Below are 15,020 nucleotides of genomic sequence, written 5' to 3'. Positions count from 1 at the left end.
GAGGTTGAAAAATGAGTATGGGTATTCTGTTAACTGACAATAACCGCGCCTCTCAAGCGGCACAACTCCCCAAAAGCCTGAGAGGCCCGCTTTTATTTCAATTTTTTTAAATTAAAACAGCCAAATGCCCTAAAACTACCACTTTGGTCGCCCTGCTAACTATTTAGCAAATACAAGTTAGCAAACACAAGCGGCGCCCCGAAGGGCGCCGCTTGTGAAAGCGCATCGCTACCCATTAAAGCAGTAAACGACGAATATCGGTCAGTACATCAGCCAGGAAGGCAGTGAAGCGTGCTGCGTCAGCGCCGTTAATCGCTCGGTGATCATACGAAAGCGACAGCGGCATCATCAGGCGTGGCTGGAAGGCACTGCCGTCCCACACCGGCTTCATTTGGGCTTTAGACACGCCCAAAATAGCCACTTCTGGCGCGTTAACAATCGGCGTAAACGCTGTACCACCAATCGAACCGAGGCTCGAAATAGTAAAGCAGCCGCCGGTCATCTCGTCGCGTTTAAGCTTTTTCGTCTGGGCTTTCTTGCCTAACTCCGCCATCTCCTTGGCAATCTCGATCAAGGATTTTTTATCGGCATCGCGTACTACGGGCACCATCAGGCCATCGGGCGTGTCCACAGCAACCCCGATATGGACGTAATCTTTCCATACCATAGTGTCGCCATCGCCTTTCAAGCTGACATTGAACTGCGGGAATTTGCGCAGCGCAAAGGCACAGGCCTTGACCATAAAGGGTAGCGGCGTCAGCTTGGCACCCTGGGCTTCTACTTCGGCCTTCATCGCCTTGCGGAAAGCTTCCAGCTCGGTGATGTCCGCTTCGTCGAACTGGGTAACGTGGGGCACGTTCACCCAGCTGCGATGCAGGTTGGTCGCGCCCATCTTGAGCAGACGCCCCATGGGTTTTTCTTCCACGTCACCAAACTGGCTGAAGTCGACTTCCGGGATTGGCGGAATACCCGCACCACCGGTGGCCGCAGCTGCAGCGCTGGGCTGGGCTTTATCCTGCTTGGCAACCGCTTGCTTCACATAGCTCTGCACGTCCTCTTTGAGCACGCGGTCTTTCGGGCCGCTGGGCTTCACTAGCCCCAAGTCGACACCCAGCTCGCGGGCCAACATGCGCACCGCAGGCCCAGCGTGCACCAATTTGCCATCTCGCGGCTTGTGGGACGCCATCTGAGCTTCGGGGCTAGGCGTACCTGCCGGCGACTCAGCAGGCTTGCTCGGCTGCTCTTTTTTAGGCTCAGATTTTTCGGGTGCGGCTTTTTTCGGTGTCGCTTTTTTGGCGCCAGCGACTTCCATATAGCCAATCACATCGCCTTCAGAGACGGTGTCACCCTCTTTTACGGTCAGCTCCAGGAGCTTGCCTTTATAGGGGCTCGGCACGTCCATAGAGGCTTTGTCAGACTCTAGAGTGATGAGCGGGTCTTCTTCGTTGACCTCGTCACCCGCCGCTACGCCGATCTCGATAATCGGCACGTCAGAAGCACCAGAAAGATCCGGTACGCGAATCTCTTTGCGCTCCGGCTCGCCGCTAGCGGCTTCTTCCTGATCATCTTCAGCCGCTTCTTCCGGCTCGCTGCTGGCTTGGTTAGAGGACGGCTCTGAAGAGGCGCTCTCTTGCGGCGCGTCTTCGCTTTCGTCTCCGCCTTCGCCTGCGATCTCCATCTTACCGATGACATCGCCTTCAGAAACCGTGTCGCCTTCTTTCACAGTGAAGCTGACGATTTTGCCGCCATGGGGGCTGGGCACATCCATGGAGGCTTTATCAGACTCCAGAGTGATCAGGGTGTCTTCGGCTTCGACCTCATCGCCTTCGCTGACCGCGACTTCGATAATTTCGACGCTATCAGAGCCGCCAAGATCAGGCACTTTGATATCAACCGTTTGCTTACCGCCCGCTGACTTTTTAGCCGCAGGCTTCTGCTCTTGCGGCTGCCCTTGAGACGGCTCTTTCGGTTTTTCTTGTTTCGCTGGGGCTTCTTCGGGCTGGCTGTCAGACGAGGTTTCTTGTTTCTCGTCACCGCCCCCTTCGACTTCCAGCTCAACGATATCGTCCCCTTCAGAGACGCTATCGCCCTCTTTGACCAGCACTTTGAGCACCTTGCCGCCTTTCGGGGCCGGTACGTCCATGCTGGCTTTGTCGGATTCCAGCGTGATTAGGGTGTCTTCCGCTTCAATGACGTCGCCTTCTGACACCGCAATCTCGATGATTTCGACATCGGTATCGCCACCGATATCGGGAACTTTGATGATTTCGCTACTCAAGGTCGCGCTCCTTCCAAATCGGATCGAGCCGGCGGGCAAGTGCCCACCGGGCAGCGGTTTAGCTAGTCAGCGGGTTAGGCTTATTGGCATCAATGCCGTATTTTTTCAGCGCTTCGCCGACAAGCTTGCGATCAATGTCTCCACGATCAGCCAACGCGCGTAGTGCTGCTACAGTGACGAAGTAGCGATCTACTTCGAAGAAGTAACGTAGCTTCTCGCGGGTGTCTGAACGGCCAAAGCCATCGGTACCCAATACAGTGTAGTCACCCGGCACCCAGGCACGCACTTGATCAGCATACAACTTCATGTAGTCGGTAGACGCGATCACCGGCCCGTCACGGCCTTCCAAGCATTTAGTGACGTGAGGCTTGTTGGCCTCGGCGTCCGGGCTCAGGAAGGCTTCACGGTCCAGCAACAGCGCTTCACGGCGCAGCTCGTTAAAGCTGGTGACGCTCCAGATATCAGCGCCGATACCCCAATCGTTCTCGAGCAGCTCAGCGGCGGCTTCCACTTCGCGCAGAATAGTGCCCGAACCGAGCAACTGAACGCGACCCTTGTCACCCTGGGTTTCGCGCAGTAAGTACATACCTTTGACGATATCGTCGGCGGGTACGTTTTCAAGCGCAGGGTGCTCGTAGTTCTCGTTCATCACCGTCAGGTAGTAGAAGCAGTTCTCCTTGTCGGTGAACATGCGCTTCAGACCATCCTGGATAATGACCGCCACTTCATGGGCATACGTCGGGTCATAGCTGCGGCAGTTGGGAATGGTCGAGGCCTGAATCAGGCTGTGGCCATCCTGGTGTTGCAAGCCTTCGCCGTTTAGCGTGGTGCGCCCTGCTGTGCCGCCGACCATAAAGCCACGCGCCTGCAGGTCGCCCGCCGCCCAAGCCAAATCGCCAATGCGCTGGAAGCCAAACATCGAGTAATAGACGTAAAACGGCAACAGCGTGACGTTGTTGTTGCTATAGGAGGTCGCCGCGGCGATCCACGCCGACATAGCACCTGCTTCGGTAATGCCCTCTTCGAGGATCTGACCTTTCTGATCCTCGCGGTAGAACATAATCTGGCCTTTATCGACCGGCTCGTACTTCTGCCCTTCCGAGGTATAAATACCCAGTTGACGGAACATGCCCTCCATACCGAAGGTACGTGCCTCGTCGGGGATAATCGGCACCACTTTTTTGCCTAGTTGCTTATCTTTCACTAAGCCGGTGAGTACGCGTACGAAGGCCATGGTGGTCGACACTTCGCGGCCTCTTGAGCCGCCCATTTGCGACGCAAAGGTTTTGTCTTCGAGGCTGGGGATCTCCAACGCATCAAAGTCGCTCTGGCGGCTAGGCAAGTAGCCACCCAAACGTTCACGCTGCAAATGCATGTACTTGAGCTCGGGAGAATCGTCTTCCGGCTTGTAGTACGGCACTTCTTTGAGCTGCTCGTCGGTTAACGGAATACCGAAGCGATCGCGGAAGGTCTTAAGCGCCTCGTATTCCATGCTCTTAACCTGGTGCGCTTCGTTGGCCGCTTCGCCATCGCCGCTGCCCATACCGTAACCTTTAACGGTGTGCGCCAGGATAACCGTGGGCTTGCCGTTCGAGGTGTTGACTGCCTCGTTATACGCTGCGTAAACCTTGAACGGATCGTGGCCGCCGCGGTTAAGCTTCCAGATGTCCTCGTCAGAAAGGTCTTTGACCATCTGCTCGGTCTCTGGGTATTTACCGAAGAAGTGCTCACGGGTATACGCGCCGCCGTTGGCTTTGTAGTTCTGGTACTCGCCGTCGACCGCTTCGTCCATACGCTTTTGAAGGATACCCTTCTTATCCTTCTCGAACAGCGGATCCCAGTGACGACCCCACACGACCTTGATCACGTTCCAGCCGGCACCGCGGAAGACGCCTTCAAACTCGTCCATGACCCGTGAGTTACCGCGCACCGGCCCGTCAAGGCGCTGCAGGTTACAGTTAATGACGAAGATCAGGTTGTCGAGATTTTCGCGCCCCGCCAATGAAATAGCACCTAAGGATTCCGGCTCGTCACACTCGCCGTCACCCATAAAGCACCAGATCTTACGGTCGTACATGTCCTTCAGCTCACGGTGATGCAGGTACTTCATCACGTGCGCTTGATAGATCGCCTGAATCGGGCCAAGCCCCATCGACACAGTGGGGAACTGCCAGTAATCCGGCATCAGCCACGGGTGCGGGTAGGAAGAGAGACCATCGCCATCAACTTCCTGGCGGAACTTGTCCATCTGTGCTTCGCTCAGACGGCCTTCCAAATAGGAACGCGCGTAGATGCCTGGCGCCACATGCCCCTGGATATAAATCAGGTCACCAGCGAAATCGCCCTGCGGCGCGCGGAAGAAGTGGTTAAAGCCCACGTCATATAGGGTTGCCGCGGACATAAAGCTGGCAATGTGACCGCCCAGGCCCGGCTTGGCACGGTTGTTACGAATCACCTGGGCAATGGCGTTGTAACGGATCAGAGAGCGGATACGACGCTCCATGAACAAATCGCCAGGCATCGGCGCTTCGCGGTGAACCGGGATCGTATTACGGTGCGGGGTCGTCACCGAGAAGGGCACCTTCATGCCGTCCCGGCGCAGGCGATCCGCCAGGCGGGTCATCAGGTAGCGGGCACGATCTTCGCCCTCACGATCCAATACCGATTCCAGGGAATCAATCCATTCCGTGGTTTCGATCGGATCGAGATCTTCTCTTGTCTCCAGACTCATAGAGGTCTCTCCGAATGACGATAAATGACAATAAGCCCCGCTACCCTGAAGGGCCTGGGGCGGCGGGGTGGAACTCCACCGCGCGCCAACATTCAGCCGGTGATTAATCGCCGGATAGGGGTTTTAGCCCTACATTCAATAAGCTACGTACGTCTTAATGTAGTAAAGCTACACAAATGTATTAAAATAACTTGTTTAATACCCGAGAAGATACCGCAAAGTCGCCACGCTGCCAATTCCGTAGCTGCCAAAAAGCCTATCGAAAACAAACTATTGCACCGCAACATAAGGAATAACGAAGACAAGCACCACCACATTCATCAGCACGACCAAGGTGCGCTGCGGTGTAGTCAAACTACCGTTTTATTTACTGTGTAGATAAGCACTTAAATCGACGCTAGCGGGACATTTTATGTTCCAAACATTGCCGAAAATAGGCCCAGTCAAACGCAAACCCTGGGTCGGTTTTACGCAGTGGCGCCACGTGCGCATGGCCGACAATGCGCGTACTATTCAGCTGCGGATAGCGTGCCATTAGCCAGTTTACCGCCTCAACCAAAGCGCTATATTGTGATTGAGTGAAGGGTGTATGGTCGTCTCCTTCCAGCTCAATCCCTACCGAGAAATCGTTTAACGCCGTTCGCCAGCAGGTTTGTTGCGCATCCCACCAGCAAGAGCGACCGGCATGCCAAGCGCGCTGATCCGCATCCACAAACTGCACACACTCACCGTCACGGCGGATCAGCAAATGTGCCGATACACGCAAATGGGCAATATCGGCAAAAAAAGGATGCTCATTGATTGCCAGTTGATTGGTAAACAGCGCCTCAATCGCTGCCCCGCTAAACTGACCTGGGGGGAGGCTTATCGCGTGAATGAGTAACAGCGACACTTCGTCGGCGGGCCGAGCGTCACAGTTCGGCGACTCGACACGGCGTGCGTTTTCCCACCAACCGTCAGAGGTTTGTTTATTTTCCATGAGCACGGTCTCCTCTAACTCTCTAAGCTAGCGCTTTCTTTCGCTATAATGAACGCGATGCCCATCACACTCGACGACGTTGAGAGAATTCACTGCTATGCATTATCAATCCGCTCTTGCTGAAGAAATCCGCGCCAGTGCTGCTCGCCTACTGGCAGAAGACGTTGGCCCGGGTGATATTACCGCGCAATTGATCCCTGAGCACCAATGGGCCAGCGCCGATGTGATTACCCGTGAAGCCGCCGTGCTATGCGGGGCGCCCTGGGTGGATGAACTATTTCGCCGTCTGGATAGCCGGGTAAGTCTAAACTGGCAAGCGGCCGACGGCGATAAGCTGGAAGCTGGCCAATGCTTTTTGACCCTGGAAGGCCCCGCCCGCGTCCTACTCACCGGTGAGCGCGCAGCGCTTAACCTGCTGCAAACGCTGTCGGCCACCGCCACCGCTACCCGCGCTTACGTGGACTCGATTGAAGGCACCGGTGTGCGCTTGCTCGATACCCGCAAAACGCTACCCGGCATGCGCTTGGCACAAAAATATGCGGTTACCTGCGGCGGCGGGCACAACCACCGTATCGGTTTATGGGACGCTTTTTTGATCAAAGAGAACCATATCGCCGCCTGTGGGGGGATTCAAGCAGCAGTTGCCCTGGCGCGCAAGCTGGCCAGCGACCTACCCGTGGAGGTAGAAGTAGAAACCTTTGAAGAGCTAGACCAAGCGCTGGCGGCGGGTGCCGATATTGTCATGCTCGACAACTTCGCCATTGAAGACCTGCATGTTGCCGTCGAAATTAACGGCGGCCGCGCCACATTAGAGGCCTCAGGCAATGTCGATGCCACTACCCTACGGGCAATCGCCGACACCGGCGTTGACTGTATTTCCAGCGGCGCCCTGACCAAAGACATCGCCTCGATTGATCTCTCCATGCGCATTACGCGCAGCTATCGCGTGTGATTGATTACGTCTCGACGGCATAAAGCGGCTTGGAAAGCCGATAACGCTTGAGTGACTCACCGCAGCGCTCCACCCACTGCTCGCCGTGGTTCTCCCAGCCACGGCGCAACAGGCGATCATAGAGCATCAAACTGGCCTCTATTGTTACCTGCCCCTTGCCCTGTTCGAGCAGCAACCGCTCGGCGTGCACCAGCAGCGTGGTGCCGATCCCGCGACCGGCCAGCGAGGGCCATACATAAAGTGTCTCAATCCGACCGGCGGCTAAATCCAACTCGAGAAACCCCACACAGCGCCCATCGTAGGTGGCGACCAACGTGGTGTAGAGCGCTTGGCGTACGGCCCAGGCACTTGCCTCTCGGGGTAAGGCGTTTGCCCACGCACGCCGCTCATCCAGCGTGTAGTGAGTCGCGGCTCCCTGCATGACAGCGTGATAAAACACTTCCGCTTGGTCGGCAGCATCCTTTGCCATTGCAGCGCGATACATTACCCGCGCATTCGTTGGCATCGACGTTTGAAGCGCCTCGGTATTCGTCATGCTTCACCTCTGAGCTATTCAGCAAATTGCCATCAAGACCCGTTCGATCACGCCCTGATGGGTCACGCTAAGCCTATCGGCTGCTTTATACTACGCGAACCACCCCCCGTAAAAGGCAGTGTGATGGACGATGCCCCCCACAGCGAGCACTTTACGCTGACACCCATTGGTTATGTGGTTAGCGATTACCCAGATAAGTTCGGCATTCCTCGCCAGCCGGGACTCGCACTCGCTGCCAATGCCAGGCTAGTACTCACTGCACCCTACAATGATCCGCTGGCAGTGCGCGGCTTGGAAGACTTTAGCCATCTATGGCTAACCTTTATATTTCACCAAAGCCCTGAGCGCTGGTCGCCGTTAGTGCGCCCACCGCGCTTGGGCGGCAACCGTAAGGTAGGCGTGTTTGCCAGCCGTAGCACCCATCGCCCTAACCGGCTGGGGTTATCGCTGGTGAAATTAGCCAGCATCGATACCCAGCAAGGCGTCGTTTTGCAGCTATTGGGTTGCGATTTAGTCAGCGGCACGCCGGTCGTTGACATCAAACCCTACCTCCCCTGGGCCGAATCGCAGCCTAGCGCCCAGGCCGGTTTTGCCCCTGAGACACCGTCAGTCATGGAGGTCACCTTCCTTCCAGAGGCACTGGCTACGCTTGCCCAGCGCCAAGACAGCGCCACCCTGCTGGCATTAATTGAGCAGGTACTGAGCCAAGACCCGAGGCCTGCCTACAAGCAAAAAAATACCGCGTCTAATCGTGTTTACGGCGTTCGTTTGCGCGATGTGGACGTTAAGTTTTGCCCTCGCCAAAAAGGCGAAGCCACCACCTTAGAGGTGATGGCTATCGAACCTTACGCCGAATGATGGCACAAGCCTGGCGGCTTAAGCGGGGAAGGTAATGCCCAAACGGCGACCAACTTCTTCATACGCCTCAATCACACCGCCCAATCCTTGACGGAAGCGGTCTTTATCGAGCTTCTCACGGGTGTTGGCATCCCATAGACGACAGCCGTCTGGGGAAAATTCATCGCCCAGCACGACCTCGCCTTTAAAGATGCCAAACTCCAGCTTGTAATCCACCAGTAGCATATCGCCCTCGGCAAACAGCGCTTTGAGGATATGGTTAACCTTAAAGGTTAATTGTTTCATTTTGGCCAGTTGTTCGGGGGTTGCCCAACCAAAGGTCTCCGCCAGCGACTCGTTGATCATCGGGTCGCCTTTGTCGTCATTCTTTAAGAACAGCTCGAAGGTAGGCGGGTTGAGTGTCATGCCCTCTTCAACGCCTAGACGCTTGACCAAGCCACCGGCGGCGATATTACGCACCACACACTCCACCGGAATCATCTGCATCTTCTTGACCAGACTTTCCGTATCGGACAGCTGCTTTTCGAAGTGGGTGGGAATACCCGCTTCCTGCAGCCGCTGCATAATAAAGGCGTTAAAGATATTATTGACCATCCCCTTACGGGCCAGCGACTCTTTCTTTTTACCGTCAAAGGCACTGGTGTCATCGCGAAAAGTCAGCACCAACAAATCCGCATCGTCGGTGGTATACACAGATTTCGCCTTGCCGGCGTAGAGTTCTTGGCGCTTTTCCATGGGGACTCCGTAAAGGATCAAAATTAACAGTTAACGTAAATAGCCGGAGACACGTTCAAGTAACTCGCGCTGATCATCGGCGCTGAAGGCCCGCTCGCTGGCATTAATGGCGCGCAAAATCGTCTCGTTGCCGCTGCTTTCCAAGGCAAGACGGATCTCTTGTGACATCTTGCGAACATCCGCGCTGAACACGATCTGCAGCGGGTTACGGTTGCGCTCGGTTTCGGTCATATATTCAACCAGGAACTCGTGAGCATTGGGGTCGGCGGCAAGCAAGTCACGCTGACCTTCCTGGCTAAAATCGAGCTCAAGGTAGTGATTCAACTCAGCCCATACGCGATCGATCGGCTGCGGTATAACGACTTCCCACTCGTCACCTTGCTGTCGAATTTGCATCGCTTGCTCATTGGTTAAGCGCTGAGCGGTCCAGGAAGAAGACAAGCTGGCAGATGCACTGCGCGCGTTCAGGTGGCTTTCCAGCGCATCTAGGCAGCTAGGCATGCTTTGACCGCCGCGCTCGCAGCGGACTTCGCTGCTACCTGCACGCAATGCACTTTGTAGGCTTATTTCCGCCTGAGGCGTGACGATAACGCCCTGGGAAGCACTACTCTGCAGCACATTCAACTGGCGAGTGCGCACAAACCCTTCAAGCTGTGGCCAAACTGTGCCGGTGTCGGCAGCCACCACTAGCCATGTTTGATCACCGACTTCGCGTCGCTCAACGTAATCAGGCTCTAAGCCACTGCCAATAGCAAGCGACTGTGGCGGGCGAATCTCTGCCGCTTCGTCAATCCGTTCCACTTGGGTAGCGGCTTGAGGAACCGGCAGCGCGTCACGGTAGCGCTGGGTATTGCGGGTCTCTGGCAATACCAAAGGCGGCGCAGGCGAAGCCTTGGTATAGTCCAAATTACGGTCGTCGTAAAAACCTTCCCGCGCGCAACCAGAGAGCGCCACAGCCGCGGCAAGAGCCAGCGGAATCCATTTAAGCGCACGTTTTTCAAGCACAGAGCTCATCAAGCCACCTTAATTCAGCAAATCAGATACCCAGCTCAGCTATACGCGAACTGGGTAACAAAGGGTATGGCGCCGGGTTACTCCTCTACGACGCCCGCCAGCTGCAGCGCTTCACTGACCGTGGCGTGGTATTTTTCCGACAACCAGGTAAGCGGTAGACGAATACCCGCGTCCGCATATCCCATACGGTTCAGCGCCCACTTCACTGGGATAGGATTCGACTCTATACCCAGATTGGTGTGCAGCGGCATTAAGCGGGTATTAATCTGGTGCGCTTTATCGGAATCACCGGCTACGGCTGCCGTGCACAGGTCGTGCATCGCCCGGGGAGCAACGTTAGCCGTTACGGAGATATCGCCGTGACCACCCATCAACATAAAGTCGCAGGCGGTCGCATCGTCGCCAGAGTAGAGCATAAAACCACTGCCCTCTAAGCGGGTAATTAGATCTTCCGCACGCTCCAGGTTCCCTGTGGCATCTTTTAAACCAATGATATTTTTTACTTCGGCTAAGCGTAAGACTGTTTCGTTGTATAAATCGGAGCAGGTACGCCCCGGCACGTTATACAAAATTACCGGCAGTTTGCTGCCCTCGGCGACCGCTTTAAAGTGCTGATACAACCCTTCTTGCGTCGGTTTATTGTAATAAGGACAAACTGACAAGCAGTAATCGGCCCCTACATCGCCCGCGTAGCGCGCCAGCTCAACCGCCTCCGAAGTCGCGTTGGCCCCGGTGCCCGCGATGACAGGAATGCGACCATTAACTTCTTCAACCACGCTGCGAATCACGTCAAAGTGCTCCGCGAAGGACATGGTGGTAGGTTCGCCCGTGGTGCCCGCTGCTACAATGGCATCGGTGCCATTGTCGAGATGAAAGTTCACCAGACGGCGAAGCGCCTCCCAGTCGATGTCGCCATTGACCTTCATAGGCGTCGCCAGGGCGACGATGCTGCCTGTGATCATCCGTTTATTCCTCACCAACCAAAGTGTGATATCGATTATCTATGTCTTTGAATGCGACGTCTTTAAAGGCGACGCTTTTTCAAAGCCGAGCGCGATCAGGCTATTTTACGTTAAACGCCGACACTGCGCAGAGGCCAAATGGTACTCAGGCGACCCAAGCCTGTACAGCGTAAAGCGCTGTGAGTTTATCGCCACCCAGTTTTGAGCTTTGACAACAGCATCTGTCTTGCGTGTAATCGTACTTAGTAATCCACCCTAACACTCCAACTTAACACCCACCCTCAATAAGGATGCCTTATGTCTGTTGAAATTGGCCAACCCGTTGCTGATTTTTCCGCTACGGCCACTGGCGACACCACCGTGACGCTGTCAGACCTGCGCGGCCAACAAGTCGTGGTGTACTTTTACCCCAAAGCCAGCACGCCAGGCTGTACCACCGAAGGCGGTGATTTCCGAGACCGCAAGCCCGCTTTTGATGCCGCCAACACGGTGATTATCGGCGTCTCCCGCGATGGCCTCCGCGCCCAGGAGAACTTTAAAGCCAAACAGGACTTTAATTTCGAGCTAATCTCCGACAAAGACGAAAATGTCTGCTCGCTCTTCGATGTCATCAAAACGAAGAAAATGTACGGTAAAGAACATCAGGGTATCGAGCGCAGTACTTTCCTGATCGATAAAAACGGCAAATTAGTTAAAGAATGGCGTGGCGTAAAAGTGCCAGGCCACGTTGATGAAGTGCTCGCCGCTGCTGAACAACTTAACGCTTAGCTAACCTTTTTTGCCCGCGCTGATGGCGCAGCGCGGGCGCTTAATGCGGGTTACTCATACTCCTCAGCTGTGGCTTGCAAGGCCCGCTGTTCTTGCCGCTCATTAATACTCCGCGGCCATGCGTAAATCAGCGCTTTCAAAAGCGTGGCCAGGGGGATCGCAAAGAAAATACCCCAAAAGCCCCAAATGCCGCCAAAGAACAGCACCGCTACGATAATGGATACTGGGTGAATATTATTGGTTTCGGAAAATAAAACCGGCGCTAATACGTTGCCATCTAGCGCTTGAATCACACCGTAAGCTACCAAAATGTAAACAAATTCATCGCTAATACCAACGTGGAACCCGGCCACGGCAGCTACGGGCAACGTTACCACCGCCGCCCCTATGTAGGGCACCAGCACCGAAAAACCCACTAAAACCGCCAACAGCGCCGTATACGGCAGGCCAAAGAAGGCAAAGGTGAAGAACGCCACCGTACCCACAATGATAATTTCAATGAATTTACCGCGGATATAGTTGGCAATTTGATTATCCATTTCACGCCAAATTCGCGCTAAAAGCGTCCGCTTTTGAGGTAGTAGCGAAAGCATAAAACCGACCAGCACGTCACGGTCTTTGAGCATAAAAAAGACCAGAATTGGCACCAGTACTAAATAGATAATCAGCGCCATAATATTACCCAACGAGGCTAGCGACAGCGTTAAGGCACGCTGGCCTAACTGGCTAATCTCGCGACTTGCTACGCCTATCCAACTTTGCATCTGATCCGGCGTAATAATGTTTGGGTAGCGCGCCTGCAACTCATCCAACCATCCCTGGCCACTGGCGAACATGCGTGGCGTCTCTTGAACCAGCCCCACAAGCTGATTCCAAATCAGTGGCATCAAAATAAAGGCTAATGTTAGCAGTACACTGATAAACGCCAGAAATACAATAATCACCGAGAGTAGGTGTGGAAGACCTCGCCGTGTTAACGCCCCCACGACACCTTGGAGCAGAAACGCGATCACCAGGGCGGTAAAAAACGGCGCCAACATACGACCAAATAAGATAATGGCCGCAAAGCCTGCCACCAGCACAACCAACAGAATGAGTGCTTCCTCATCCGAAAAGTAACGCTCAACCCAGCTTTTCAGAATCGTGCGCAGGGTCATGGGCGCGCATCCCCGGCTTTACGTATCCAATAAACATACACATCATCCTGCTGTTCGCGGCCTTCCAGTGTGTGTGCGCTCTGATCGGTGAACGACGCCATATCCCGCCACGATCCTGCATCGGTTGAACGTACCTCAAGCAGCTGCCCAACCGCCAAGCCAGCCAAGGCTTGCTTGGCTTTTAACAAGGGCAACGGACAGTGCAGGCCGCTCGCGTCAAGTACCGTATCGGGCTGAAAGCCCCCAGCTTGCTCAGACCATCTTTGCTCAGACATAGCTACTCCCTCAAAATGCCCTGCCTGTTCACGGCATGGATTTATAAATGGTGTTATATAAACGGGTTACATAAACTGACTGCATGGACACCGTTGCACAAACATATTTGTATCAACATTGCTTAATCAATCTTGCAACATAAACTGACTATTGAGCGATTGTTTTCACTAGGGCGTCGATTTAACGGCACTTCTGCGCCGTAATCAATGTCGTAGTCTAGCCATCACCGATGAGGATGCCATGCCGACACTTCGTTTCGCTTACTCCGGCTGGCTATGCGCGCTTGCCTGTGCCTGCAGCAGCCTAGCATTCAGCCCGCCAAGCATCGCCAACAATGTTGACGGCCTGCCCAGCCTGGGTGCCGTCTCCACGTCTGTCAGCAACGAAGAATATCGTCTAGGCCGCGCGTGGTTACGCCAGTTTCGTGCTCAAGCCCCCCAGTGGCAAGACCCGATTGTAAGCGATTACCTGGACAGCCTTATTGCCCGCCTCGCACCGCATAGCCAAATAGATAATCTGCGCACAACCACGGTGATGGTCGACAACCGCTCGCTGAACGCCTTTGCCGTTCCTGGTGGCATCGTCGGCATTAATTCAGGGCTGTTTGCATTCGCTGAAGATGAAGGGGCCTTTGTTTCGGTCTTAGCGCACGAATTAGGCCACCTCTCTCAGCGCCACTATGCCCGGCGCAGCGCACGCGCCGCACAAACCCAGCTGCCCGCCATGGCGGGCATGCTAGCCGGCATGCTGATTGCCGCAAGCGGTGGTGGTGACGCGGGCATAGCCGCGGCCATGGGCTCCCAAGCAGCGTTGATTCAGGACCAACTCAGCTACTCGCGACTGTTTGAGCAAGAAGCTGACAACATCGGTCTGCAAGCCATGGCGGATGCCGGTTATGACCCCGAAGCAATGGTGCGCATGTTCGCAGCGATGCAGCGTATGGCTCGCCTTCAGGGCGACACCCCACCAGAGTTCTTGCTCACCCACCCGGTCACCAATAGCCGTTTAACGTCGGCGCAGGACCGCGCCGCCCAGCTTCAAGTTGCCGACGCTTACACTAGCGACACGCTCTACGACATGATGCGCGCCCGTGCACTGCTCAGCATTCATGCCAACACACCTGAGCAAGCCGCCTCGCGCCTTGCCCAAGAAGATGCCGAGCAAGCCGCTCAGGACTATTTAGCCGCATTGATTGACGCGCGCAACAGCCAAACCGATAGTGCCTTGCAGCGCCTGGACAGGCTTGCCCGTGAACAGCCCGACTTTGCCATGCTGCCCGCCTCTGCCGCAAGCGTTGCGCTAGAAGCAGGCCGCTATGATGAGACCATCCAGCGCAGCCAGCGACTGCTGCGGTTTATGCCCAACTATCTGCCAGCTCAGCTACTATTGGCCGAAGCGCAGCTTCAGCGCGACCCTCAGGTGGCTTACGACCTATTGCGCGACATCACGGCGCAGCATCCGCAAAACCCTCTCGGCTTCAACCTGTTGGCTGAAGCCGCTGGCCGCAGCGGGCACGTTAGCTGGGGCCACTTAGCACGAGCCGAGCATCTCCAGCTAACCGGCCGCGTCGATAGCGGCATCCGTCAACTCTCCATCGCGCGGGATGCCGCTGAGCGGGAAAATGATCAACAGGCGTTGGCAAGAATTGAGCAGCGCCGCGAGGACTTTATTGAGTATCGCGAAGCGCTGGAAGATTTTAACTAAACCTATGTCATTGCGAGGAGCGCAGCGACGCGGCAATCCCAACCAGCGGCGGCAGGCAGGAGCTCCGAGAT

Annotated in this window: 13 protein-coding genes; 4 read left to right on the top strand and 9 right to left on the bottom strand. The window is 55.3% G+C overall.

The annotated features are described in order from the left end of the window. Positions 1-235: 235 nt before the first annotated feature. The 3 genes from aceF to ampD all read right to left on the bottom strand — a co-directional run bounded on the left by aceF (position 236) and on the right by ampD (position 5,988). Complete coding sequence (gene aceF / locus RZA33_RS00555) at positions 236-2,278, bottom strand: pyruvate dehydrogenase complex dihydrolipoyllysine-residue acetyltransferase (protein WP_317505900.1); 2,043 nt, start codon at positions 2,276-2,278, stop codon at positions 236-238. A 58-nt stretch (positions 2,279-2,336) separates the two neighbouring features. Continuing rightward, entirely contained in the window at positions 2,337-5,009 is a 2,673-nt protein-coding gene (aceE, locus tag RZA33_RS00550) for a pyruvate dehydrogenase (acetyl-transferring), homodimeric type (protein ID WP_317505899.1), read from the bottom strand. Between the two features lie 397 nt (positions 5,010-5,406). Then, on the bottom strand, positions 5,407-5,988 hold the full coding sequence (gene ampD / locus RZA33_RS00545) for a 1,6-anhydro-N-acetylmuramyl-L-alanine amidase AmpD (RefSeq protein WP_317505898.1): 582 nt from the start codon (positions 5,986-5,988) through the stop codon (positions 5,407-5,409). Positions 5,989-6,085: 97 nt separating this feature from the next. Here ampD and nadC point away from each other — a divergent pair, with 97 nt between their 5' ends. Next, positions 6,086-6,940: a carboxylating nicotinate-nucleotide diphosphorylase gene (gene nadC, locus RZA33_RS00540; RefSeq protein WP_317505897.1), complete on the top strand. Its 855-nt coding sequence runs from the start codon at positions 6,086-6,088 to the stop codon at positions 6,938-6,940. Between the two features lie 4 nt (positions 6,941-6,944). On the opposite strand, the gene RZA33_RS00535 is transcribed toward nadC, so the two are convergent. Further along, positions 6,945-7,475 (bottom strand): GNAT family N-acetyltransferase, encoded by a 531-nt coding sequence (locus RZA33_RS00535; protein WP_317505896.1) that lies wholly within the window; start codon positions 7,473-7,475, stop codon positions 6,945-6,947. 123 nt (positions 7,476-7,598) lie between these two features. Between RZA33_RS00535 and tsaA the strand changes: the two genes are divergently transcribed. Next, positions 7,599-8,333 (top strand): tRNA (N6-threonylcarbamoyladenosine(37)-N6)-methyltransferase TrmO, encoded by a 735-nt coding sequence (gene tsaA / locus RZA33_RS00530; RefSeq protein WP_317505895.1) that lies wholly within the window; start codon positions 7,599-7,601, stop codon positions 8,331-8,333. 18 nt (positions 8,334-8,351) lie between these two features. On the opposite strand, the gene purC is transcribed toward tsaA, so the two are convergent. From purC to dapA, 3 genes are all read right to left on the bottom strand, one after another. Continuing rightward, entirely contained in the window at positions 8,352-9,068 is a 717-nt protein-coding gene (gene purC, locus RZA33_RS00525; protein ID WP_317505894.1) for a phosphoribosylaminoimidazolesuccinocarboxamide synthase, read from the bottom strand. A 30-nt stretch (positions 9,069-9,098) separates the two neighbouring features. Continuing rightward, positions 9,099-10,082 carry an outer membrane protein assembly factor BamC gene (gene bamC, locus RZA33_RS00520; protein ID WP_317505893.1) on the bottom strand — a complete coding sequence of 328 codons (984 nt, stop codon included), beginning with the start codon at positions 10,080-10,082 and terminating at the stop codon, positions 9,099-9,101. 77 nt (positions 10,083-10,159) lie between these two features. Further along, on the bottom strand, positions 10,160-11,044 hold the full coding sequence (dapA, locus tag RZA33_RS00515) for a 4-hydroxy-tetrahydrodipicolinate synthase (protein WP_317505892.1): 885 nt from the start codon (positions 11,042-11,044) through the stop codon (positions 10,160-10,162). Positions 11,045-11,341: 297 nt separating this feature from the next. On the opposite strand from dapA, the gene RZA33_RS00510 reads away from it, so the two are divergent. Then, a complete protein-coding gene (locus tag RZA33_RS00510) occupies positions 11,342-11,812 on the top strand; it encodes a peroxiredoxin (RefSeq protein WP_317505891.1) in 471 nt (156 codons plus the stop codon). Between the two features lie 50 nt (positions 11,813-11,862). Here the strand turns inward: RZA33_RS00510 and RZA33_RS00505 are convergent, their stop codons facing one another. Continuing rightward, positions 11,863-12,969, bottom strand: a complete 1,107-nt coding sequence (locus RZA33_RS00505; protein ID WP_317505890.1) for an AI-2E family transporter — start codon at positions 12,967-12,969, stop codon at positions 11,863-11,865. Next, positions 12,966-13,244 carry a sulfurtransferase TusA family protein gene (locus RZA33_RS00500; RefSeq protein ID WP_317505889.1) on the bottom strand — a complete coding sequence of 93 codons (279 nt, stop codon included), beginning with the start codon at positions 13,242-13,244 and terminating at the stop codon, positions 12,966-12,968. Before RZA33_RS00500 ends, RZA33_RS00505 begins: the two co-directional genes overlap by 4 nt. A gap of 241 nt (positions 13,245-13,485) precedes the next feature. On the opposite strand from RZA33_RS00500, the gene RZA33_RS00495 reads away from it, so the two are divergent. Next, positions 13,486-14,949, top strand: a complete 1,464-nt coding sequence (locus tag RZA33_RS00495; protein WP_317505888.1) for a M48 family metalloprotease — start codon at positions 13,486-13,488, stop codon at positions 14,947-14,949. Positions 14,950-15,020: the final 71 nt, after the last annotated feature.

This window comes from Halovibrio sp. HP20-59 (assembly GCF_033052795.2).
Lineage (GTDB): Bacteria > Pseudomonadota > Gammaproteobacteria > Pseudomonadales > Halomonadaceae > Vreelandella.
The sequence above is the reverse complement of the archived record's forward strand: the minus strand, read 5'-3'. Positions and strand labels throughout refer to the sequence as shown.